The sequence below is a fragment of the Occallatibacter gabretensis genome, assembly GCF_001449115.1.
Classification (GTDB): domain Bacteria; phylum Acidobacteriota; class Terriglobia; order Terriglobales; family Acidobacteriaceae; genus Telmatobacter; species Telmatobacter gabretensis.
Genome location: NZ_LAIJ01000009.1, coordinates 753,970 through 776,914 on the forward strand (window position 1 = coordinate 753,970; position 22,945 = coordinate 776,914).

18 protein-coding genes are annotated in these 22,945 nt (G+C 58.9%); 6 read left to right on the forward strand and 12 right to left on the reverse strand.

The features are described from left to right. Nucleotides 1-11: 11 nt before the first annotated feature. Complete coding sequence (locus tag VO84_RS09420; RefSeq protein ID WP_231737857.1) at nucleotides 12-1,397, forward strand: sigma-54-dependent transcriptional regulator; 1,386 nt, start codon at nucleotides 12-14, stop codon at nucleotides 1,395-1,397. Beyond that, nucleotides 1,387-2,727, forward strand: a complete 1,341-nt coding sequence (locus tag VO84_RS09425; RefSeq protein WP_058187396.1) for a sensor histidine kinase — start codon at nucleotides 1,387-1,389, stop codon at nucleotides 2,725-2,727. Before VO84_RS09420 ends, VO84_RS09425 begins: the two co-directional genes overlap by 11 nt. Before the next feature lie 17 nt (nucleotides 2,728-2,744). On the opposite strand, the gene VO84_RS09430 is transcribed toward VO84_RS09425, so the two are convergent. The 7 genes from VO84_RS09430 to VO84_RS09460 form a co-directional block, all read right to left on the reverse strand. Next, nucleotides 2,745-3,776 (reverse strand): MBL fold metallo-hydrolase, encoded by a 1,032-nt coding sequence (locus tag VO84_RS09430; protein WP_231737858.1) that lies wholly within the window; start codon nucleotides 3,774-3,776, stop codon nucleotides 2,745-2,747. Between the two features lie 61 nt (nucleotides 3,777-3,837). Then, nucleotides 3,838-5,283: a DUF1501 domain-containing protein gene (locus VO84_RS09435; RefSeq protein ID WP_058187397.1), complete on the reverse strand. Its 1,446-nt coding sequence runs from the start codon at nucleotides 5,281-5,283 to the stop codon at nucleotides 3,838-3,840. 50 nt (nucleotides 5,284-5,333) lie between these two features. Next, a complete protein-coding gene (locus VO84_RS09440; RefSeq protein ID WP_058187398.1) occupies nucleotides 5,334-8,696 on the reverse strand; it encodes a PSD1 and planctomycete cytochrome C domain-containing protein in 3,363 nt (1,120 codons plus the stop codon). After that, entirely contained in the window at nucleotides 8,693-9,646 is a 954-nt protein-coding gene (locus tag VO84_RS09445) for an ABC transporter ATP-binding protein (protein ID WP_231737859.1), read from the reverse strand. The genes VO84_RS09440 and VO84_RS09445 overlap by 4 nt, the downstream gene beginning before the upstream one ends. Then, entirely contained in the window at nucleotides 9,628-10,500 is an 873-nt protein-coding gene (locus VO84_RS09450) for an ABC transporter permease (RefSeq protein ID WP_058187400.1), read from the reverse strand. The genes VO84_RS09445 and VO84_RS09450 overlap by 19 nt, the downstream gene beginning before the upstream one ends. A gap of 4 nt (nucleotides 10,501-10,504) precedes the next feature. Then, nucleotides 10,505-11,623: a putative urea ABC transporter substrate-binding protein gene (locus VO84_RS09455; protein ID WP_231737860.1), complete on the reverse strand. Its 1,119-nt coding sequence runs from the start codon at nucleotides 11,621-11,623 to the stop codon at nucleotides 10,505-10,507. A gap of 235 nt (nucleotides 11,624-11,858) precedes the next feature. Continuing rightward, complete coding sequence (locus VO84_RS09460) at nucleotides 11,859-12,779, reverse strand: LysR family transcriptional regulator (protein WP_058187401.1); 921 nt, start codon at nucleotides 12,777-12,779, stop codon at nucleotides 11,859-11,861. 149 nt (nucleotides 12,780-12,928) lie between these two features. Here VO84_RS09460 and VO84_RS09465 point away from each other — a divergent pair, with 149 nt between their 5' ends. Next, nucleotides 12,929-13,609: a glutathione peroxidase gene (locus VO84_RS09465; RefSeq protein WP_058187402.1), complete on the forward strand. Its 681-nt coding sequence runs from the start codon at nucleotides 12,929-12,931 to the stop codon at nucleotides 13,607-13,609. Here VO84_RS09465 and atzF read toward each other — a convergent pair. The 4 genes from atzF to VO84_RS09485 form a co-directional block, all read right to left on the reverse strand. Continuing rightward, nucleotides 13,606-15,411 (reverse strand): allophanate hydrolase, encoded by a 1,806-nt coding sequence (gene atzF, locus VO84_RS09470; protein ID WP_058187403.1) that lies wholly within the window; start codon nucleotides 15,409-15,411, stop codon nucleotides 13,606-13,608. The genes VO84_RS09465 and atzF overlap by 4 nt on opposite strands. A 21-nt stretch (nucleotides 15,412-15,432) precedes the next feature. After that, nucleotides 15,433-19,029 (reverse strand): urea carboxylase, encoded by a 3,597-nt coding sequence (gene uca, locus VO84_RS09475; RefSeq protein WP_058187404.1) that lies wholly within the window; start codon nucleotides 19,027-19,029, stop codon nucleotides 15,433-15,435. Between the two features lie 58 nt (nucleotides 19,030-19,087). Then, complete coding sequence (locus tag VO84_RS09480; protein WP_058187405.1) at nucleotides 19,088-19,804, reverse strand: urea amidolyase associated protein UAAP1; 717 nt, start codon at nucleotides 19,802-19,804, stop codon at nucleotides 19,088-19,090. A gap of 510 nt (nucleotides 19,805-20,314) precedes the next feature. Continuing rightward, nucleotides 20,315-20,686 (reverse strand): hypothetical protein, encoded by a 372-nt coding sequence (locus VO84_RS09485; RefSeq protein ID WP_058187406.1) that lies wholly within the window; start codon nucleotides 20,684-20,686, stop codon nucleotides 20,315-20,317. Between the two features lie 198 nt (nucleotides 20,687-20,884). Here VO84_RS09485 and VO84_RS09490 point away from each other — a divergent pair, with 198 nt between their 5' ends. From VO84_RS09490 to VO84_RS09500, 3 genes are all read left to right on the forward strand, one after another. Further along, complete coding sequence (locus tag VO84_RS09490) at nucleotides 20,885-21,718, forward strand: ABC transporter ATP-binding protein (RefSeq protein ID WP_058187407.1); 834 nt, start codon at nucleotides 20,885-20,887, stop codon at nucleotides 21,716-21,718. Nucleotides 21,719-21,786: 68 nt separating this feature from the next. After that, entirely contained in the window at nucleotides 21,787-22,044 is a 258-nt protein-coding gene (locus VO84_RS09495; RefSeq protein ID WP_058187408.1) for a hypothetical protein, read from the forward strand. 102 nt (nucleotides 22,045-22,146) lie between these two features. After that, nucleotides 22,147-22,494, forward strand: coding sequence for a hypothetical protein (locus VO84_RS09500; RefSeq protein WP_058187409.1), 348 nt, complete (start codon nucleotides 22,147-22,149; stop codon nucleotides 22,492-22,494). Between the two features lie 24 nt (nucleotides 22,495-22,518). Here the strand turns inward: VO84_RS09500 and VO84_RS09505 are convergent, their stop codons facing one another. After that, nucleotides 22,519-22,929, reverse strand: a complete 411-nt coding sequence (locus VO84_RS09505; RefSeq protein WP_058187410.1) for a tetratricopeptide repeat protein — start codon at nucleotides 22,927-22,929, stop codon at nucleotides 22,519-22,521. Nucleotides 22,930-22,945 lie beyond the last annotated feature (16 nt).

The following is a 22,945-nucleotide window of genomic DNA, read 5'->3' on the forward strand; positions in this document are numbered from 1 at the left end:
CGTAAGACCGAGTGCTGTGGAGGCAAGTCATTTCAACTAACGGGAACAAGATTCGCGTGCTGGTTGCCGACGACCAGCCGCATATTCTCGAAGCGGTCGAGCTGCTGCTTGCTCCGCACGGAATTGCTGTACATTGCGTGCGGTCTCCTGAACTAGTGATGGAAGCGCTGAGCGAGCGCGACTATGATGTGCTGCTGATGGACCTGAACTATACGCGCGATACGACCTCCGGCAAGGAAGGCCTGGATCTGCTGGCGCGTATTCAGGAGTTCGACAAGCGGCTGCCTGTGATTGTGATGACGGCTTGGGGAAATATCGACCTGGCTGTCGAGAGCATCAAGCGCGGCGCACGCGATTTTGTGCAGAAGCCGTGGGAGAACGAGCGGCTGTTGAGCCTGATCCGCGTGCATGCAGAGCTGCACCAAGCTCTGCGAAGGGCTCGGCAACTGGAGTTGGAGAATCGGCTGCTGCGGGCTGAAGGTATGCCGGATTTTGTGGCCTCCGCGCCGTCGATGCAGCTTGTTCTGGAGCTGATTGCACAGGTGGGTCCTTCGGACGCGAATGTGCTGATCACAGGCGAGCACGGCACCGGCAAGGAGATTGTGGCAAAGCTGCTGCATTCCGCATCCCTGCGCGCGCGCATGCCGCTGGTGGCAGTGAACGCGGGCGGATTGCCGGAGGGAACATTTGAGAGCGAAATATTCGGCCACGTGAAAGGCGCGTTTACGGATGCGCGCACGGATCGCATCGGGCGGTTTGAGCTGGCCAATAATGGCACGCTATTTCTGGATGAGATTGCCAACGTTCCGCTGCGGCAGCAGGCAAAGCTGCTGAGGGTTCTTGAGACCGGAGAGCTGGAGCGAGTGGGCTCGTCGCAGACGCGACGCGTGGATGTGCGCGTACTGGCGGCGACGAATGCAGATCTGCGCCAAGAAGCTGTGGCGGGAAACTTCCGCGAGGATCTGCTCTTCCGGCTGAATACGGTGGAGATTCATTTGCCTGCACTACGTGAGCGGCGCGAGGATATTCCGCTGCTGGCGGCGCATTTTCTGGAGCGCAGCAGAACGCGCTATCGCAAGCAGATCACGGATTTCTCGCCGGCGGCGATGCAGGCAATGATGCAGTATGCGTGGCCAGGCAATGTGCGCGAGCTGGAGCATACGGTGGAACGCGCGGTTTTGCTTGCGCGTGGAGAGCAGATTGAACCGGCGAATCTCGCAATTGCTTCTTCGCGTCCGCAGGCTGGAAGCGCTGATACGATGAGCATCGAGGAGATGGAGGCGCAGCTGATTCGAAAAGTGCTTCGCCGCTGCGACGGAAATATTTCGCAGGCTGCCGAGGCGCTGGGACTGAGCCGCGCCGCGCTCTACCGCCGCATTGAGAAATATGGAATATGAGCGCAGGACGCGAAGCCGCAAAGCATACTCGGCGATAGGCCGGGTATGGCTCTACTGCGTGTGGCTCGCGCTGCCGGCGCTTGTCTTTGCGGGCATCCTGGTTGCGCAGGAGAAACTGGACATTTCGGAGTCGCTGCTGATCATAGGCTGCCTTCTGGTCTATCTGGGGCTGATGGCGGCAGCGCTGGTCGACACACTGGTGCGACAGTTGCAGACGCTCACGAATGTGATTGCATCGCTTCGCGAGGGGGACTACTCTTTCCGCGCGCGCGGCGCCAACTCGCATGATCCGTTAGGCGAGCTGGCCGGCGAAGTGAATGCGCTGGCCGATCTGCTGCAGGGCCAGAGGGTGCGCTCGCTGGAAGCGACGGCGCTGCTGGCGCGCATTCTCGAAGTAATGCATGCGCCGCTATTTGCGTTTGACCGAGACAATGTTCTACAGCTCATCAACGCTTCAGGCGCAGAGATGCTGGGCCGGCCCTATGCGCGCTGCTTTGGACGCACTGCGTCTGAGCTTGGTCTGGATGAGCTGCTGAACGCGCCGGATCAGACGATTCATTTGTTCGGAAACCGTTCCGCACGCTGGCTGCTGCGAAGAGCGAGCTTTCGTCAGGAGGGTGCGCCGCATACGCTGCTGCTGCTGGCCGATGTGAGCGTGCCGCTGCAGGAAGAAGAGCAGGCAGCGTGGAAGCGGCTGATCCGCGTGCTGGGGCATGAGCTGTCGAATTCGCTGGCGCCCATCAAGTCGATTGCTGGAAGCCTGTTGATGCGAGTGAATTCACTCCCAGCGGAAGAAGACATGAAACGGGATTTTCGGCGTGGACTGGGTGTGATGGAGAGCCGCGCTGATTCGCTGCATCGCTTTGTGCAGTCGTACCGGCTGCTGGCGCAGCTTCCGCCTCCAAAATTAAGTCGTGTTGCGCTGGGACCACTGCTGGAGCGTGTAGCGCTGCTGGAGCAACGACTGGCAGTGCAGCTGGACTCGGGTCCAGCTGTGACGCTGCTGGTAGATCCGGATCAGCTGGAGCAGATGTTTATCAACCTGCTAGCGAATGCGGTGGACAGCACGCTGGACAACAACAAACAGTCAGTGCGAGTTTCGTGGCGCATGGCGGACGATTCTGCGTGGGTCGAGATTGAAGACAGCGGACAGGGGATTGCGAATGCGGAGAATCTCTTTGTGCCGTTCTATACCACCAAGCCCAAGGGGAGTGGCGTGGGACTGGCGCTAGCGCAGCAGATTGCACGCGGGCATCGCGGAGAGGTGGAGCTGGTGAACCGCGAGGATGGCGCTGGGGCCAGGGCTACCGTGCGTTTGCCGCTGGAGTAGGCTAATTCAACACAAAACTATTTAGGCTGGTCCCATTTGTTCTTGAGCTGTTCAGCCTGCACTTGATCGAAGGTCTTTTGTGTATGCGGGCTCATGCTGTAGTCGCGCGCGGCAACGGGCCAGAGAGAAAAATCGCGGAGTGCGAGATGCTTTGGCACACCGTTGAGCGACTTGAGCGCGTCTTCAAGCTCAAGGAGCGCGCCACGGGAGAGAGCCAGCTCGTGTTCGTCGGGCTGGTAGATGGAACCGATGGCGTAATCGAGGAATGGCGTGCGGGTTTCTTCAATGTGGCAGCCGAGGATGTGCGCGATTGGCTTGCCTTCCGTGAAGCGGATGAGTCGTTCCGTGCTGGCTTGAAAGATGGCCATGTCGTGGATGTAGAGTCGGCCTGGGTAGAGGCTGTCGCCGGTGAGAAGAATGCCGGTATGACGGTCGTAGAGCGCGATGCTGGCGGTGTCATGGCCGGGGATGGGGATGACGTCGATGGGACGCTGGCCGAGATCGACGAGGCCATGTGCATCAGTTCCCTTTCCATCTGGACCGTCTGAGATTTGATAGAAGGATTTTTCGTCGGCAACTTTAGCGGGGACGAAGGTGATGGGAATGGCGGGATCATTCATTGCCTGCACGGCAGCGTCGCCCCAGGTGTGGTCTTCGTGCGAATGCGAGTGAGTGACAATGAGCGTGATGCTCTGACGATGATTGCGCTCAAGCCAATTGTGAATGGTGCGCTGGAGAGTAGGAACAAGATTGCCGTTGCGCGAGCCGGTGTCAAATATCAGAGCTTTGTCTTGTCCGAAGATGAGGTAGAGGAAGGGCTTTTCGTAGTCTGTGCAACCGGACTGGCGCACGATGAAGAAAGTGGGGTTGTACTCGTACACCTGCCAGTCGGGGACCTCCATGCAGTGCGGGCCAGCGGGCTGCCATTGGCGCGGAAGAACGCCGCGCTCAAGATTGCCGCCGTCGGGCTCGGGAAATTGCGCGTGAGCCACAATCGGCACGACAACAACCGCAAGTAGCAAAGAGAGAAATCGGAAGCGCTTCATCATAAGCCTCGCTTGAGACAATAAGGCCGCTCCTGAACGGGAGCGGCTTTGTTGTTGAAGTTTGTTATGCGATCAGGTCGTGGACAACATTGCCGTAGAGATCCGTGAGGCGGTAGTCGCGCCCACTGTAGTGGTAGGTGAGCTTCTGGTGGTCGATGCCGAGTTGATACAGGATGGTGGCATGAATATCGTGGACGTGGACGGGATTTTCGATGGCCTTCCAGCCGAATTCGTCCGTGGCACCGTAGGTGAATCCGCGCTTAAAGCCACCGCCGGCAATCCACATAGTGAAGCCGTGCGGATTGTGGTCGCGGCCATTGTGCGTCTGGCCACCCATGAAGCCACTGCCGACTTCGACGACGGGTGTGCGGCCAAACTCCGAGCCACAGACGATGATGGTGTCATCGTAGAGACCGCGCGATTTGAGATCCTTGATGAGCGCGGCAAAGGGCTGATCGGAATCGTGACCAGTCTTGCGGTGCATCTCGATGTCGAAGTGATGATCCCATGGATCGCCCCTGGCGTAGTAGACCTGCACCATGCGAACGCCGCGCTCAATGAGGCGAGCAGCAGTGAGGCAGCCACGCGCAGTTGAGCCCTCGCCATAGAGCTTGATCGTGGCTTCGGATTCCTTGCGGACGTCGAAGACATCAGGCGCTTCGGTCTGCATGCGGTAGGCAGTCTCCATGGAGCCGATGGTGGCCTCAAGCTGCGGATCGCGCACCTGGGCCTGGCCCATGTTGATCTGGTCGAGCTGCTTGACGAGGTCAAGCTCCTTGCGCTGCGCGTTCAGATCAAAGCGCTCATTGTGGATGTTCGAGATGAGCTTCTGCGGATCGAATTCGGACTTGTCGACGGCATCGGAGACGTAGGTTCCCTGATGAACCGGCGAGAGAAAGGCCGAGGACCAGAGCGGAGGGCCGACTGTGGTGGGCACATCCGGGCAGAGAACGACGAAGCCGGGAAGATTCTGGTTGAGCGAGCCGAGGCCATAAGTGATCCACGCGCCCATGGAAGGGCGGCCGGAAAAATTCGCGCCGGTGTTCATCATTTCAAGCGCAGGCTCGTGATTTGGAATCTCGGTGTAAACACTCTTGACGATGCACATGTCGTCGACGCACTCACCAAGATGCGGAAAGATTTCGCTGACCTCGATGCCGCTCTGCCCATATTTCTTGAAAGCGAAGGGTGACTTCATGATGTTGCCGGTCTTACGCTCGTGGGCGAGATCGCCGCCGGGCATGGGCTGGCCGTGGTATTTTTCGAGCGCCGGCTTGTAGTCGAAGCTGTCTATTTGCGACATACCGCCGTTCATGAAGAGGAAGATGACGTGCTTGGCCTTCGGCTTGTCGGTAATCATCCACGAAGGACGCTCACTCGGCGTGGTGGATGCAGCGCGAGCGAGCGACTGGCCCACCATGCTTGCCAGGCTGAGATAGCCGAAGCCGCAGCCCATGGTGCGTAGAGCATCGCGGCGTGTCATAGGTCGGCCTGAAGGGCGATGAATCATTTTCTTCTCCCCGGCGGCAGGCGATATGGCTGCCCACGCCGAATATCGTATCAGTTCACAAATTGAAACTCGTTTGAGCTGAGCAGCGCGCGCGTGTACTCATCCCACGCTGTAATCGGCTTATCGGCAACTTCATAGCCGGGCTTATCCGGCGTGGTTTTAAGAAACTTGAGGCCAAGGTCCAGCTCTTGCTGCGTGGGCTTGCGCTCAAAAATGTACTCGTAAACTTTGGCGATGCGCGCCTCATCGGTTGGCTCAGTGTGAACACGTTCCGCAAGTACACCGGACTGCTGATAGACGAAGGTGTTGTTCATGAAGTAGAGCTGCTGAAGCGGAACGTTCGACGAAAAACGTTGCTCCGAAGTGAAGCTGGGATTGGGAAAGTCGAAGACCATCAGGTAATTGTTCAGCCGGAAGCGGCTGACTTTGCAGAAGACGGTGCGCTGGAGGTTCGACTCTGAAAAATCCGAGGATGGGCCGGTGATTTGCTTGAGATCAAGATCGCCGGCGACGAAGAGAATGCTGTCGCGGATTTCTTCCGCGTCAAGCCGCACGCGGCTGAAATGCGAATAGAGCCGGTTGGCGGGATCTTTCTCGTGCGCTTCCGCGCTTTCATCCGCGCCCTGGCGGTAGACGGCCGAGAGTAGAATCTGTTTCTGCAACCACTTGATGGAACGGCCGTGGGCAACGAACTCCGCAGCAAGATATTCAAGCAGCGCGGGATTGGATGGCTTATCGCCCTGCGTGCCGAAGTTGTCCGGTGTGTTCACAATGCCTGTGCCGAAGTGCCACTTCCAGATGCGGTTGACGATGACGCGATCTGCCAACGCATGCGTGGCAATGTCATGCGCAAACTGGAGCCGTCCGCTGCCTTGCGAGTACGGCTGAGAGTTGACGGGCTGGAGGACAGTAAGGAAACCGCGCGGAACGGTTTCGCCGAGTGAATGCGGATTACCGCGCAGGTTGAGCTTGACGTCGGTGGCCTGCGGCTTGTCTGACATGCCGTTGACGTAAGGGAAGCCGGCATCTTTCAGCTCTTTCTGAAGCTCGCCGATCTTCTTCTGCTGCACGTCCATATAAGCCTGGAACTGCGGGCCGACGCGACGTTTGAGGCCCCAGCCGACGAAGAGCATGACGCCGGGCTTGAACTTTTCTTCCTCGTCACCGGACTGAGAGACGAAGAGATCAGAGTAGAGCTTGGCCTCGTCTGTGGGCAGGGCCTTCAGCTCAAGCTCGCAGCCGGGGCAGAACTGGTCGAAGGTGTCAAACTCACTGGGCTTGGCGTCAAGATAGCGATGCTTGGGCACGTCATTCTTGGCGCGGATGATCTCGTTCTGCTCGTCGATCTCCGCTGCTTTGGCGCGGACACGGACGACTGTTTTCTGAAAAGCCTCGGCGAGGACACGTGCCTGATCTTCCGTGCTGGTCGGCGAGGCAACCATCGCTTTCCAATCCTGCAAATATGAGTACGTATGATCTTTGGCGAGGTAGTCGACCCAGCGCTGCAGGAGCTCAGGATCGAGCTGCTTTTGCGAGGCGATCTGATCGACGGTCTTCTTGGGCTTGCCGGAGATGCTCCACGCAGCGGTCATGTAATCGGCTGACTGGATGGAGAGCGCATCGGCGAGCTGTTTGCTGAGGTTGGTGGTGTACTCGCGCAGATTGCCCTGGAGCTTGGCGGCTTCGAGATTCTTCTTGTCGAAGGCCTCGGCGGATGCGGGCGATTCGACTGGATACTCCTTATAGGTAGAGCTGGCGAAGATGCTGACGATCTTGTAGTAGTCGCGCTGGGCGATGGGATCGTACTTGTGATTGTGGCAGCGGGCGCAGGCGACGGTGAGACCGAGAAGCCCGCGGGTAACAGCGTCTACGCGCTCGTTGCGCTCATCGGCACGGCCCTGGATAGGCTCGGCCTGATCCCAAACCCACGGACCGGCACCGAGATAAGTGGTCGCGACAAGATCGGCTTTGCGCTCAGTGTCGGATTTGGTGGGTACAAGATCGCCTGCGAGCTGGAGAGTGACGAACTTGTCGTACGGCACGTCGTCATTGAAGGACTGAATCACCCAGTCGCGGTAACGCCACGCACCCTGGAAGGGCATGAAGCCGCGCCCCTTGGGGTCGAGGCCGCGCACGTCGTCCTCGGCATAGCGCGCGACATCGAGCCAGTGGCGTCCCCAGCGCTCGCCATAACGCGGCGAAGCGAGCAGGCGATCGATGACCTTCTCCCATGCGTTGGATGATTTGTCATTGAGGAACGAATCGACTTCAGCCTGCGTGGCTGGAAGGCCGGTGAGGTCGAAGGTGATGCGACGGATGAGAGTGCGGCGATCGGCTTCCGGAGCGGGATTGAGATCGGCAGTGTGCAGGCCCGCGAGGACGAAGTTGTCGATGGGGGTGCGCGGCCAATGATCGTAGCGCTTGTCTTCGATAGGTGGGGGCGCGATGGGCTTAAGCGGCAGGAAGGACCAGAAGCCGCGCTGCTGATCTGTGATCAGGCCGGTTTTTGCGGTGGGATTTCCCGCAGTGACTGTTGATGCATCAGGCCAGGGTGCGCCAATTTTGACCCACTGCGTGAGAGTAGCAACGTCAGCCTCTGAGAGCTTGCCGCCCTTTGGCATTTTGAGCTCGCCTGACTGGCGGACTGCGAGGATCAGCAGGCTCTTGTCGGGATCGCCGGGAACGATGAGAGCGCCATGTGCGCCGCCCTTAAAGAATGCTGCTTTCTGATCCACGCGCAGACCGCCTTTGGCGGTATCGTCGTGGCAGTCGTAGCAACTATTGGCAAGAATTGGGCGGACTTTGTTCTCGAAGAAGTCTGCGTCAGCGGCGGTGGAGTGCACGGAGGGCACTACGACCTGCTTGAACTCCACCGCGGCGCCAGGATTCATGTTCTGAGTGGCCACCTGCGGTGGGGCTGACTGCGCCTGTGGCGCGGGCACCTTCATTCCGTCTGAGGCGGCTTGCGATGTAGAAGTTGATGCGGCTGCAGGAGCGGGATCGGCACCGACGGCGCCGGCTTTGACCCAGGCGACGAGATCTGCCACGGCTGCGGGATCAAGCGGGCGCTTGGGCGGCATCTTGAGATCGCCCGAGCGGCGCACGGCTTGTATCAGGAGGCTCTTGTCAGGATCACCGGGGACGATCGGAGAGCCGCTTTCGCCGCCCTTCATGATGGACGCGTAGGAGTCGAGACGCAGGTTGCCTTTCGCGGTTTCATCGTGGCAGTCCAGGCAGTTGGTGGTGAGAATGTCCGTGACGCGAGTGGTGTAGAACTGCTTCGATGCGGGATCAGGTTTAGGGTCATCCTTGCGCGCGGCAGCCGACACGGTTCCTGGAGCAGCGATTACGATGCCTGCGATGGCCACGCATGCGCCGCTGAAGTAAACGAACCGATTCGTAAGGCGATTCATGCGTGACAGCCCTCTTGCGCTGGCGGCTGCGTGCGGTACCTGGAGGAAGAGGCGAAGGCGACCCTTTCCAGAAACTCATGCTGCTCGCGAAACTCCGCGCTGTTACAACGCTGGGCAAAGGGCAATTGCGCAGTGGGAAGCTGCTGCGCAACCAGCACATTGCTCTTTTCGGGCTCCTCGTCGCGGTGACGCCCAAGCACAATCAGTGTAGTACCAAGGAGTAGTGCTTCCGTAGTGTTGTGCGTGACAAAAACGACGGTGGGACGCGATTCGGCCCAGATGGAGTGCAGCAGTTCCTGAAGGCTGGACCGCGTGGACGGGTCGAGCGCGCTGAAGGCTTCGTCAAGGAGCAAAACCGGGGGCTTCATGAGCAAAGCTTGCGCGATGGCTACGCGCTGCTGCATGCCGCCGGAAAGCTGATACGGATACTTCTTCATGTCCTGCGGGCGCAGGCCCATGCGGGTAAGTGATTGGATGGCTTCCTCGCGCAGCTCGCGGCGGAATCGCCAGAACGACGGAGTGAGGCGGCCAAGCAGGCCGGCGCGCGCATTCTCAGGGCCGTACATCACATTTTCAAGCACAGTGCGGTCCGGAAAGAGAGAGTACTTCTGCGGCACGTAGCCGGTGCGGGAGTCAATGCGCTTGACGGGCTTGCCGTCCACGATGACTTCGCCAGAGGTAGGGAACTCCTGGCCGAGCATGAGGCGAAGCAGGGTACTTTTGCCACAGCCTGTTTCGCCAAGGAGAACGACAAACTCGCCGGCGGGTATTTCGAGGTCGATATTGGCGAGGACTGTTTTGGTGCCCTCTTTGCCTGCGGAGTAAGCAACGCCAACTTTTCGTAGAGAGATTTCAACACGAGCGGCTTCTGTGGCGCGGGCAGGCGCAATCGCTGCGGCCGGGGCCGGAGCGAGATGGGCCGGACTCAAGGTCACAGGGGCTGATACCACGGGTGTAGCCTCCGGTTGGTAAAGCGCAGGATTGCGTCGGCGAGAAAGAGCAGCAAAGCCACCCACAGGACATAGGGAAGGATGATGTCCATGCCCATGTGGCGGCGCATGAGGGCAATGCGGTAAGCGAGACCGTCCGTGGCGGCGATCATTTCACCCGCGAAGAGAAAGAGCGCGAGCGGCTTAAGGTTGAGCCGAACGCTATTGATGATCTGCGGAAGCACCTGCTTGAGCACGATGCGATACGTGACATCGATGTCCGAGGACTTGAGCGTGAAGGCCTTGACAATCTGCTCACGGGGGACGCCTTTAGCGATGTTGAAGGTGTCGAGGATGAGCGTAGGCGCAACACCGATGACCATCAGCGCGATCTTGGACCACTCTTCGATGCCGAAGACAATAAACAGAATGGGAAGCAGCGAAAGCGCGACAATCTTGTCAAAGAAAGTGACGAAGCGCAGGCAGAGCGCGCCAAAGTAAGGAAAGACCGCCATGTGCAGGCCGAGCAGGATGGCGGGAATGAGCAGCACAAGCGCAATGAGGAAGCGCTTGCTGCTTGAGAGCGTGTCCTTCCATAACATGCTGTGGCTGAAGCGCTCGATGAGCGGCGCGTTGGCGTCGACTGGGTCGTCTTCTTCTGCGGATTCAAGGGCAGCGGATTTGATGCCCTGGATGAGCTGCTGCGCGGAGGGCACGACGCGGTCTTCGGGGTTTTCTTTATGGCGCGCGATGGAGAACTGCGCGTAGAGTGCAATGCCGACGGCAAACAGTATCCAGCCAAGTGACTGCGTCCACAGGCGCGATGGACGCACCTGGATGCCTGCGAGGTCTGCTGGATGGAATGCCGTGTTCATTGCTTCATAACTTTCCCTGCGCTGCCATCTGCATGTATGTGGCGTCCATGCGGAGACGGACGCGTTCTTTCTTGCCCTGCACGCTGCCGTCCGGATAGAGAATGGCCACATCATCAACGGACTTGATGTTCTGACCCAGCAGCGCATGGCGGAAACAGAACTGGCGGACGAGGTCCATCTTCTGCTTCAGCGCGGCGTCCGTGGCAAATTTGGCCGCGGACTGCGACGAAGAGAACAGGAACGTGGTCTTGAGCTGCTCTTTGTACGACGCAACGGTGTCATTGGAGGCTGCGGCGCTGCCGCTGAGAGCCTTTGCAGTGTCAGGACCGGAGCCGGTGAGCTGGGCCACCGTCTCATACCATGCGCCGGTGATGGCCTTGGCAAACTTTGCGCCGGAGCCGTCAGGACGATTGAGCACTTCGCTGCGGACGACGAGCAGATCCAGAATTTCTCCGGGGATTTTAGAGGAATCAAAGAGTGGCTTGACTCCTGAGTCCTGCGAGAGAATCTCCGAGACGAGCGGCTTCCACGTGACGGCGACCTGGTTGCCTTTATTACCCAGGTAGGCGCCCACGATGTCCGAGTCCGAGGTATTGAGCAGCTTGAGTTTCGGGAGTTGGCCTTCGAGACCGTTCATCACCATGGCGCGCTCCAGCAGATACTCAGAGACGGTCTTCTGGACGAGCAGAATTGGCTTGCCGGGGAGCTGGGACAGGCTCAGGTTGTTGCGCGCGAGTACGGCGTCATTGCCATTGGAGTAGTCGCCGATGATGATGGAGGTGGAATCGACGCCGGCGGCGGCTGGCATGTCGAGGGCTTCCATGTTGGTCATGGTGCAGGCGTCAATATTTTTCGCCACAAAGGCATCGAGCGAGGCGGCGTAATCGAAGCGCTGAACCTTGATGACGATGCCATACTTGTCAGCCCACTTCTTGAGGATGCCGGAGCGCGCCATGTAGAAGTAGGGGTTCCAGCCGGCGTACACGGACCAGCCGACAGTGAAGGTGGGAGGCGCGGCGTAAGCCCTGGGCGCGCAGAAGAGGACAAAGAGGAGAACAGGGAGAAACACGGCGGCAAGAATGCCGCTGGAGAGAGACCGACTGCCTGAAAGAATCCGGTACAAATCCTTCCACCTTTAGCTTTTGAGATGGCCTTTGTCTTGACGGGCTTGCGTGCGAATACTGCCGGGGCGAAAGTTCAGGAACTGTACCCCAAATTTACTCCACTGCCAGGGCGCTCACGGGCCTCATTCAACTTATTTATGTGATGGATAAAACAATAACGCTGCATGTATAAGTACCGCATAAACATTATGAAATTCATGATTTCTGGCGTTATCCCAGGGCAGCGCGGAGGGCTTACAGGGCGGCCTTTGCGGTCCGCAGGGCAGGATAAAGCTGTTCCGTGCTGTTGGTGGCAATCTCAAGGAAGGCATGCGCGGCGTGCGTCAGTGTCCGGTCTTTGCGGAAGATGAGAGCCAGTTCGCGGCTGATCCTCATACCTTCGACTTTAACTACCTTGAGCAAGCCGCCACGGACGTCATCGTCGACATTGGCGCGGGGAAGAAAACCCATGCCGAGGCCGGCGGCGATAAGACGTTTAAGCAGCTCACTCGAATCGACTTCCATCGCAACGCGGGGTTGCGCGTCAAAGCTTTCAAGGAAGTTGTTGAGAAGCGTGCGCTGCCTGCCCTGCTTGAGCAGCAGCATGGGAAACTGAAGCATCTCATCCACCTTGATGGTACTGCGCGTGGCCAGCGGATGCGCGGGAGAGACGGTGAGCACGATCTCATCGCGGTGGATGCACTGGACGGTAAGGCGCGGATCTTTGAGGGGCGTGGAGACGATGGCAAAATCGACTTCGCGGTTGACGACCATTTCGATGGAACGGAGGTGCTCCGCGCGCACAATGCTGAGATTCACGCGTGTGTACTGCTTTTTGTACTCGGCAAAGACCGGCGGCAGGATGTAGAGGCTTGTGGCCTCGCTGGCCGAGACCGACACCTCACCGCGCGCGGAGCGGTAGAGCTCATTGACGGCCACGACAATGTGGCTGTGGCACTGGAGGCAGTGCTCAGCAAACGGCTCAAACAGACGGCCTGCCGCGGTGAAGGTAACCTTACCCCCATCGCGATCGAAGAGGCGCGCGCCCACTTCTTTTTCAAGCGAGCGGATCTGCGCGGAGATGGCCGGCTGCGTCACCCCGAGCTTTTCCGCGGCGCGGGAGAAGCTTTTGAGGCGGCAGACATGCAGAAAGGTTTTGAGCTGTTCAAAGTCCATGAGTCACGTCCGTTTGATATGCCGCTTGTTCGCGGCGGATTCGAGTTAAAACAAAAACGAATGGCCGTCCAAAATCGGAACCGCAGAGAGCGAAATTTTCGTGTTCAGATGGGACAATGCACACATAGGAGACAATTGTTTTCAACTCCATGATCTTCCGAGCCATCTCGCGCCGCCTTCCTGCGTTTCTGGTTGCATCTTTGCTCGTCGCTGCTTCCGTGGCGTTTGCTCAAAAACCGCCCCAGGAAAAGCCTAAGGAAAAGGAAAAGCCAAAGCAGACCATTTACGACTTTTCACTCGTCGGACTTGACGGCAAGGTTGTTTCTCTTTCCGCTTACAAGGATAAGGTGGTGCTGCTCGTGAATCTTGCCAGCCAATCCGTATATCGCAGCCAGATTGATGCACTGAGCGATCTGGCGAAGAGCTACGAATCTCAGGGTCTCGTCGTTCTGGGCATTCCGTCGGCCGAGTTCGGCGGGCAGGAACTGAAAGATACTGCCGCCGTTCGCACGTATTACCTCGATAACGCCAAAGTCACGTTCACTGTCTTTGCGCCAGCCACGCTGACCGGCGTCAATGCTGTTCCGCTGTACCACTTCCTCACCGATCCCAAAGAAGGCCTGCCCGGCGGCGAGTTGCACTGGAGCTTCACCAAGTTCCTCATTGGCCGCGACGGCAAGCCGCTGGCGCGGTATGAGGTAGGTGAGGACCCGGCCGATATCGACTTCCACGTGCTGGTCGAAAAAGCTCTTGCCGGCAAGCTGAAACCGCATGGCGGAAAGAGTGAAGAGAAGGGTGGCGGCGACGATGATGATGACGATGGGCCTTAGCTTTTTGTAGCGATATACCTCCTCCATCCATTGAGATGTGTAATCTCCTCTGCGCCTTCAAGTCCTGCTGGCTCACAGAGAAAGCCTTTGACGAGAGAGCCGTCAGCGAGACGCACTGTGCCAAGCCCGAGCGGCGGCGGAATCAGATTTAAAAAGCTGCCGACGGTTTCCTCCGGCATGGCCCATACCTCCACTTCTATGCCTTCACCACCAAAGCCGGGTGAATAGACAAGTCCAGGCTTGGGCGGAGTGGTGTTGGCAAGCGCGTAGAGACGGTAATCGCCGTGCGTACGTGTGGCCTGAATAAGCCGCGCCTTGCGTTGCGTGAGCTGCCCGTTGAGCGGCTGGCCAGCGAGATGCGCGCCGACGACGGTCATGAAGATGCAGCCGTTGGGAGCGGCATTCGTTGCGACAGGAGGCGTTGCGGCCAGTTCACGCGAGCTGCCGCCGAGAGTTTGGGAGCGCGCGCGATGCAGGCGATCGGCGACGCGGAGAAGACCCTCGTCTGTAAATGCCTGGCCCACAAGCGTGACGCTGAAGGGAAGGTTGTCGGTCTTGAATCCGGCAGGAACAGCAACCGCAGCGAGATCGAGCAGGTTGACAAAGTTGGTGTAGTAGCCGAGGTTGGTGTTGAGCTCAATGGGTGCGGCCTGAACCTGTTCGATGGTGTAGTGCGTAGCCGCGGTGGGCAGAAGCAGGAAGTCGGCCTGCTGCCAGATAACAGCCGTCTCGCGGCGCAGAGATTCAAGCTCGTAGGTAGCGTCAAAGGCTTCCACGGCGGTGTATTTTGCCGCGCCGCTGATGATGCCGCCAACAGTGGGATCGACAGTATCGGGATCGGTTACGAAGAAGTCTTTAAGCGCGGCAAGACGCTCAGCGACCCAGGGGCCTTTGTAGAGCAGGCTGGCCGTGCTGCGGAAAGGCGTGTAATCAAACTCGATGGGTGTGCCGCCCAGTGCGGCGAAAGCGTAGACCGCAGCTTCGTACTGAGCAGCTGATGCTTCATCGCCGAAGAATTCGCGGGATGCGGCATTGAGGACGCCAAAGCGGAAGCCGGAGGTTAATCCACTCCAAGGCGTCGCGCCTTCGCCGGGACGCGGTGTACGCGAATACGCATCATCAGCGTCGAATCCGCACGCGACGGCGAAGACACGCGAGGCATCAGCGCAGGTTTCGGCAAAGATGGTGGCGCAATCGAGCGTGCGGCAGGCCGGAAGCAGACCATTTGTACTGAGCAGACCGCGCGTAGGCTTGAGGCCCACGAGATTGTTGAAAGCTGCGGGGACGCGGCCCGAGCCTGCAGTATCTGTGCCTAATGAAAAGCTAACCAGCCCGCTCGCGACGGCAACAGCGGAGCCAGAGCTGGAGCCGCCAGAGATATGTTTCGCGCTGAAGGCGCTGGAACAGATGCCGTAAGGCGTGCGCGTGCCGACAAGGCCAGTGGCGAACTGATCCATATTGGTTTTGCCGATGAGGATTGCGCCGGCATCGAGAAGCTTTTGCACAATGGTCGCGGTCTTTTCAGGCGTGTGCGCAAAGGCTGGACAGGCCGCGGTCGTTGGGATCCCTGCAACGTCAAAGTTGTCCTTAACGGCAAAAGGAATTCCGTACAGCGGAAGCTTGCGGGCGGCTTCATCTGCTTCAAGCGCGCGGGCGCGAGTGATAGCTTCTTCGCGCGGAACAAGGGAAATCCAGACTGGGCGCTCGCCCATGCCCTCTATTGCATCGTAAATCCGCGCCACTTCCGCACTTGGCGTGAGCGTTCCGGCGCGGTAGGCATTTTCAAGCGAGCTGATATCCATTTCGTTTCCTTTTGTAGAGCATCAACACGAGGCGCAAACAATGGCGAGCTGCTGGCCAGCACTCACCATCTGGCCGGGCTGGCAGAGAAGCTGCTGAACCACGCCGGAGACCGGTGCGGAGATTTCCATTTCGATCTTCATGGCATCGAGCACGATGAGACGCTGCCCTGCCGTAACGCGCTGACCGAGTTCTGCTGCCACCTGAAAAACAGAGGCCGTCATGGGCGCGTGAACGGCTTCGCAGCCCTCAGGCACGGTGAGCTCGTCGGCGCTCGATCCCGGCATATCGACCAGCGCGGAGCCGTAATCGAGCTGGCCGTTGATGTGCCAGCGCTCACGTTCTTCATGGAAGGAAGCCATCTGCGTTTCCTTGAAGGCGGCGATGCCGGGTTGATTGGCGCGAAGGAATTCTTCGTAGGCCGGCACTGAAAATTCAGTCTGCTCGATGCGCGGATTGAAGCGACCGTTGAGAATGTCGCGGCGCAGCTCGGTGAGCTCTTCCGTGGTGACAGGATAGAAACGAATCTGGTCGAAGAAGCGCAGCGACCACGGCGTGCCTTCGGCGAACGTGGGCGTGACGCGATGCGTGTTCCACACCTGCACCGTGCGGCCCACAAGCTGGTAGCCGCCGGGGCCCTCCATGCCGTAGACGCACATGTAGGCGCCACCAATGCCGACAGCGTTCTCCGGCGTCCAGGTGCGGGCAGGGTTGTACTTGGTGGTGACGAGACGATGGCGAGGATCAACGGGCGTGGCGACGGGCGCGCCGAGGTAAACATCGCCGAGCCCAAGCACGAGATAGCTGGCTTCATGCACGATGCGATGCACTTCATCGACGCTGCTGAGGCCGTTGATTCGGCGGATGAACTCAATGTTGTCGGGCAGCCATGGAGCATCAGGGCGCACGGCCTGACCATACTTAGCCTGCGCAAGCTGCGTGGCGGGATCGTTCCACGAGAGCGGCAGATGCACGATACGCGAAGGCACGGCAATCTGCGGGCTTTCAGGTAGCTCCGCATTGAAAGACTCTATGGCGGCAAGGAGCTCTTCGCGGTGGAGATTTCGGCTGTCGTAGTGAATCTGCAGACTGCGTACGCCGGGCGTGATGTCGAGAATGCCCTTGAGTTGAGCGGTACGGAGCTTTTCTTCGAGAAGATGTACGCGAAATCGCAGGCCAAGATCGAGCTGGCGCGGACCGTATTCAATGAGGAGGTATTTGTCGCCATCGGCACGGGCGACGAGAGTGGGCTGCGGCGCTTCGATGGTGCGGAGGATGGCAGGCTCAGGCGTAGCGGGAGAAGGCAATTGCGGCGCAGAGCCTTCCAGCGTGGTGATGAATTTTTCGACAGCTGATTCAAGAGCTTCCGCCTGCACAAGGGTGATGCGACGAAAGCGCACAGTATCGCCGGCCTTAAGCTGGCCCATTTTCCAGCGCTCAGCTTCGACAATGATTGCTGGGCACACAAAGCCGCCCAGGCTGGGGCCATCCGGGCCAAGCAGAATGGGCATGTCGCCGGTGAAGTCGATGGAGCCGACGGCATAGGCGTTGTCGTGAATATTTGAGGGATGAAGGCCGGCTTCACCGCCATCTTTGCGCGCCCACTCAGGCTTTGGTCCAATGAGACGCACGCCGGTGCGATCCGACTGGTAATGGACCTTCCAGTCAGTGGCGAAAAGCATGTCGATGTCGGCGGGAGTGAAGAACTCCGGTTCGCCATGCGGCCCGTAGAGAACGCCGATTTCCCACTCGCGGCTGTAATGGAGCCTTTGCTCCGGCACAAGTCCAGGCAGTTCTGTGATTGAAGCTGCAGGTAGAAAATGAACCAAGTCTCCTGCACGTAGAGCGCGGCCTGCGTGACCTCCAAAGCCACCGAGCATGAAGGTGCCCTTGCTGCCGAGAAAACCGGGCGCATCGATGCCGCCGGCAATGGCTAGATACGCACGCGAACCAGCACCCTTGGCCGCGCCGACGCGTAGAACAGAGCCTGCCTTGACAGGAAATGCCTGCCACATCGGCGCCGATGCGCCATCGACAGTTGCGCCCATCTCCGCGCCGGTAAGTGCGATGACAGCATCCGCATCAAAGCGCAGCTTCGCGCCCATCGTGGTCATTTCGAGCGCGGCAGCCGATTCATTGTTGCCGACGAGGCGGTTAGCCAGGCGAAATGCCAGCGCGTCCATGGGGCCTGAAGGCGGAACGCCGACATGCCAATAGCCAAGCCGTCCGGGGAAATCCTGTACGGTGGTCTGCATTCCGCCATCGAGCACTTCAAAAGCCGTGCGCGTGACGGGCAAGGTGCTGAGAAATGCGGTGGTCATTGCTCCGGATGTAAATATCTCGGAGGCTGCAACGGACCGCAGGTAACGGAGATTTGTCTCCGTGCCGTAGAGCTCAGTCTGCGCCAATGCCGCTTGCAGCTTGCTCACCGCCTGGGCACGATCCGTACCCGTAACGATGATCTTGGCAATCATCGGATCATAGAACGGCGTGATTTCGGTTCCGTTCTCAACCCAGGTTTCAATGCGGACATCTGCAGGAAAGCTGACCTTCGAGAGCTTGCCGGGCGCCGGTTGAAAATTCTTTGCGGGATCTTCCGCATAGACGCGGGCTTCAATGGAGCAGCCTGTCGGCGTACCGGCAAAGGTGTCGAGAGCGGGCAACTCGCCGGCGGCTTCACGCACCATCATCTCGACGAGATCGAGGCCGGTGACTTGCTCCGTGACGCCGTGTTCCACCTGGAGGCGCGTGTTGACTTCGAGAAAGTAGTAAGCGCCTGTGTCAGCGTCGTAAAGAAACTCCACGGTGCCCGCGTTGGCATAGCTCACAGCCTGGCCCAGCAGAATGGCGGAGCTGCGAATGGTATCGGCAATCTTTGGATCGAGGCCGGGTACGGGAGTCTCCTCAATGACCTTCTGATTACGGCGCTGCGCGGAGCAGTCGCGCAGGCCAAGCGCGAGCACGCCGCCTTCCCCATCGCCGAAGATCTGCGCCTCGACGTGCTTGGCACGGGAGACAAATTTTTCGAGAAAGACACTGCCATCGCGAAAGCTGTTCTGGCTGAGGCGGACAACGCTCTCATACGCATCGCGGAGCTGGTCCGGCGCGTGGCAGACGCGCATGCCAATACCGCCGCCACCCGCGGAGCTTTTCAACATGACAGGGAAGCCGAGCTTGTCTGCTTCCGCCAGCGCCTCTTCCAAGCCGCTCAGTACGCCAGTGCCAGGCAAAAGCGGAACGCCGCACTGCTGCGCGATGGCGCGTGCCGTGTGCTTGAGCGCAAAGGCCTCAATCTGGGGTACACGCGGGCCGATGAAGGCAATGCCGCGTGAGGCGCAGGCGCGAGCGAACTCGATGTTCTCACTCAAGAAACCGTAACCGGGATGCACAGCCTGCGCGCCGGTCTGCTCGGCAGCGGCAAGGATTTTATCGACGGCAAGATAGCTCTGAGCAGGCGCGCCGGGGCCCACAAGTACTGCTTCATCCGCATCCAGTAAATGACGCGCATCGCAGTCGGCCTCTGAATAGACCGCTACAGAAGCAATGCCCATGCGGCGCAATGTGCGGATAATGCGGCAAGCAATGGCGCCGCGATTGGCCACCAGGACCTTACTGAACATGTTGCTCCCAGATTTGTATTGCTGCTTTTTCCAATTTCTTTCTTGTCCTATGCGACGGCTACAGAAAATAAAACTCGGTGAGCAGGAATCCGCGCGCGTTTTCGCGGCATTGGGTGCGGCACGGGTCATCGGTGCGCGGGGGGGGAACGCGGCTGATGCTCAGCTCGACGGGTTTGGGTGCGTACTTTGGCTCCGGGTCCAGCGGATGCGGGCAGGTGTTCAGAATCATCAGCGTGTTCATCTCCGCGCGCAACTCCACGTAACTTCCTGCAGGCGAGTTACCCGACGCAAAGTGCATATCGCCCGCCTCATCCACCGCGACCTTGCTGAAGAAATTCACCGTGGCGTGCAGATCGCGCGGGCCCATGCCGTATTTGCCCAACTCGATGGTCATGCCGTCGCGCGCATTCTGATGCCAGTCATTGCGCGCCTGCTGATAGGTGAGCTTGCCATATTTCTTTTCAACCAGCGCGGCGTTCGAAAGGCCGGCCAGCGGATCATGCCAGCCAACCGAGTCGTCGGTAATCGAGCAGAGAATGCGCCCCATGTCGGAGTAGAGCACGTGGCCCTTGGTAAGACGCGCCGTATGCTGCGCCTTCAGCGTGTCAGGCAGGTTGAAGCGCTCGGCGGGCAGCTCAAAGTTGAGGAAATATGCTGCCACATTCGCTCCGCCTTCAAGATCGATAATGCGCAGCGCCGTGCCCCGCTTCAGCACGTGAGACCATGTGGCCCCGCCGGGTAGAACTTCACTGCAAAGAACGCTGGACTCCACCATGGATGCTACTCCCTGCCTCTGATGACCTGTGATGGAAACCGAGATGCGTAGACGGCTCCCTGCGCATTGCGAGTGCGGCTGGCTGAAAATACGCCGTTCCGCTGCTGACAGGGCCTGCATGTTTTCGGTTTCCGCGCTTTGCAGACACGTACGCTATGCCCGAAAACGGGATTCGCGAACAAATTTGTCTGCCTGGGTGGAGAAACGCCTGCCGGCAAATCAACTGACCGGCTACGCCTCCTTAAAGAGAGGGAGGGAAAAGGGACGGCGGACCGCAGCACACATCCATGTGATTGATGCGCAGTTGCACCTTGATTGAGGTGCGCCGGATTGAGCGCCGCGTAGTCACCTGCCCAGAGCCTAGCATGATGGCTGGACGTCGTAGAACGGGAAAAACGCGCTTCCTTACGCCGTCTTTAGAAGAGGCGCATGCTTTGCACTCGCAGTGGTGCGAAACAGCAACGCCCGCACCGGATCTGGGTGCGAGCGTTGCTGTCGATCAGAAAAGAGTTAGTAGCGGCGAGGACCGTAGAAGATCTGCACGCCGTGGCTGTAGCCGGCTGCAAAGGCCCGGCGATAGGAGTTAATCATATTCGGAGGAACCGGAAAGGCCGTCTTGCGCATGTACTCGTCGCGATTGTTCACATTCGGCCTGCGGCCGTTCTCACGGTCTTTGCGAGCTCCGTGAATGCCTTCCTGATAAGCGCGGCGCTGGATGTCGTCTCTGTAGCTTCCCGGAGCGTTATCCCATCCTGGGCGCAACGGTGGAGGCGGGCCATACGGATTCGGTGGAGGCGGTCCCTGAAACGCATGAGCGGCTGAGGCACCGGTCAAGGCGAGGGAAAGTGTGAGCAGAGCAGCACCAAACATCTTCATCTTCATAGCTGGTCAAACTCCTCTTTCTAAACAAAGTTGCGTTCTAATCAAGGTCTGGAACACTAACCAAACAGATGGCCGAAAGCTCCCGGGCGTTGCCTCCATGACGCTATCACGGGCTCTATTGCGCAGTCATCAATAACTTGCGTCTCAGGGACTCTTCATATCGCGTCGCGTTAGGCTCGTATCGGCTAGGATGGCAGCATGGATGCACTCCTTGCTGTACGCAATCTGGGAATCCGATTTGGAACGGCTAGCTCGTCTCCGGCGGCCGTTCGCGGAATCAATTTCGAGATCGGCGAAGGCGAGGTCTTGGGTCTCGTGGGAGAATCAGGATCGGGCAAGAGCGCGACTTCGCTTGCCATGATGGGATTACTTCCGAAGACAGCGCAGGTGACGGGTGAAATTGCCTGGCAAGGGGCAAACGGCAGCGTAAATCTGCTCGACGAGCCGGCCAGCGCACTCAGAAAGCTGCGCGGGCGCGAGATTGCCATGATCTTTCAGGAGCCAATGACGGCGCTGAATCCGGTCATGACCATCGGAGCGCAGGTGGCCGAATGCGCAGCGGCACACTCAGCCGGCTGGAGCGGCCGCGAGGCTAGACGACGCGCCCTCGAAGCACTCGAGGCCGTGGCAATTCCGGAAGCAGCGCGGCGGTATGGCGATTATCCGCACCAGTTCTCAGGCGGTCAGCGGCAGAGAATTCTGATTGCGATGGCGCTGATCAACAAACCGCGGCTGCTCATTGCCGACGAGCCGACGACCGCACTCGACGTAACGGTCCAGGCGCAGATTCTGGCGCTTCTACGAGAGCTGCAGCAAGAACATGGGCTGGCAATGCTTTTCATTTCGCATGATCTGGCCGTGGTAGGCCAGGTAGCGAGCCGCGTAGCCGTCATGCGCCATGGAGAGATTGTTGAGACCGGGCCAGTGAACGAGGTTCTGACCCAGCCGAAGCATGAGTACACGCGAAGCCTGCTGGCCTCCGTGCCGACGATGCAGACGGACCGGGACAGGCCGCTGGCAGTGGTGCGCTAAGAGCGGTTAATCTACCGGGGCGACGAGCAGAATGCGAGTAGTATTCTGACAGCAAGGGAGAATCGGCAATGATCCAGTATCGGGATCGGCGAGTGTGGCTTCTGATTGCGGTCATCGCAATTGGAGTTGTCCTCTTACTGACTCTGATTCCACATGCTCATTCCGGAAGCTTCCTTGACTTGCTGGCAATGTTGCCGGTGCTGTTTATAGGAATTGCTTTTTCTTTAGATCAGTCTTCGTCGCTCATCGATTTTTGTTCTGACCTTGCTCCTGAGACTCCATCATTCCCCAACACATTCCAGCGTCCGCCTCCTTATTTCGCATAACCCTTCACAACCTGGCTGAGGTAACAGAGCGGCTCGCGCCGCGGCATGTCTCGCCGTTTCTTCCGTGAAGTTCTACCTGCGATTCCATCTGGAGCGGCTGTGATGTCTCATGTTTTTGATCTTCTGTCGAATCTCGCATTCGGCGCGCCTTTTCTGGCGATTGTCGGCCTGCTTTTCTACTATTCATTTCGGCGTGCCAACTGCCGTCGCAGACAAAAGCAAGGGAAGAATCCCGGCTTTTGCCCTTCCTCTGCTGCGCTTGGAGTGATTTTTCTTTTTGTGCAGGTCTTTTATCATCCTGCGGAATCGCACGTAATTGCAGCGCAACTGGATGAGCAGGAGGATCAGGACGACCAGGGTGATCCCGAGAGAGCCGCAAAAATACTCGACCGGCAACTGAAGCGCATTCGCCGTGGCGAGTTTGTCGACAATCTGACCGTACACCTTTAAGTGGCAGCTATGAGAAAACGGGCGCTAAGAAAGCCTGGCGAGATGCTTGCCACACTCATCGACACCAATATCGAGGTGCAGCGAAGCGTAGAGATTGCGCGCCTCCTGCCAGTGTTCGCGGGCAAGATCGACATTGCCTATGGTTTCATTGAGCAGAGCGTAAGGCCGGACCGTGTTCGCAAGGTCAAGGAGCTTTGTATCCAGACTGCTGCGATAAATTTCGAGCGCTTCCTCGTAGAGGGGCCCGGCCTCGGCGTGCCTTGCTTCGTCCAGAAACATGTCCGCAATGTGCCGAATGGCGTGAGCGTATGCCAGGCGATTATCTTCCTTGCGAAAGGCTTCCGCCGCTTCGGCGTAGTAAGCGCGGGCGGCGTCGAGATCGCGCTCGGCGCGAGCTTGCTTGCCTTCGGCGATGAGTTCGACAGCGGTTGGCATAGGAGTCTCCGATCCT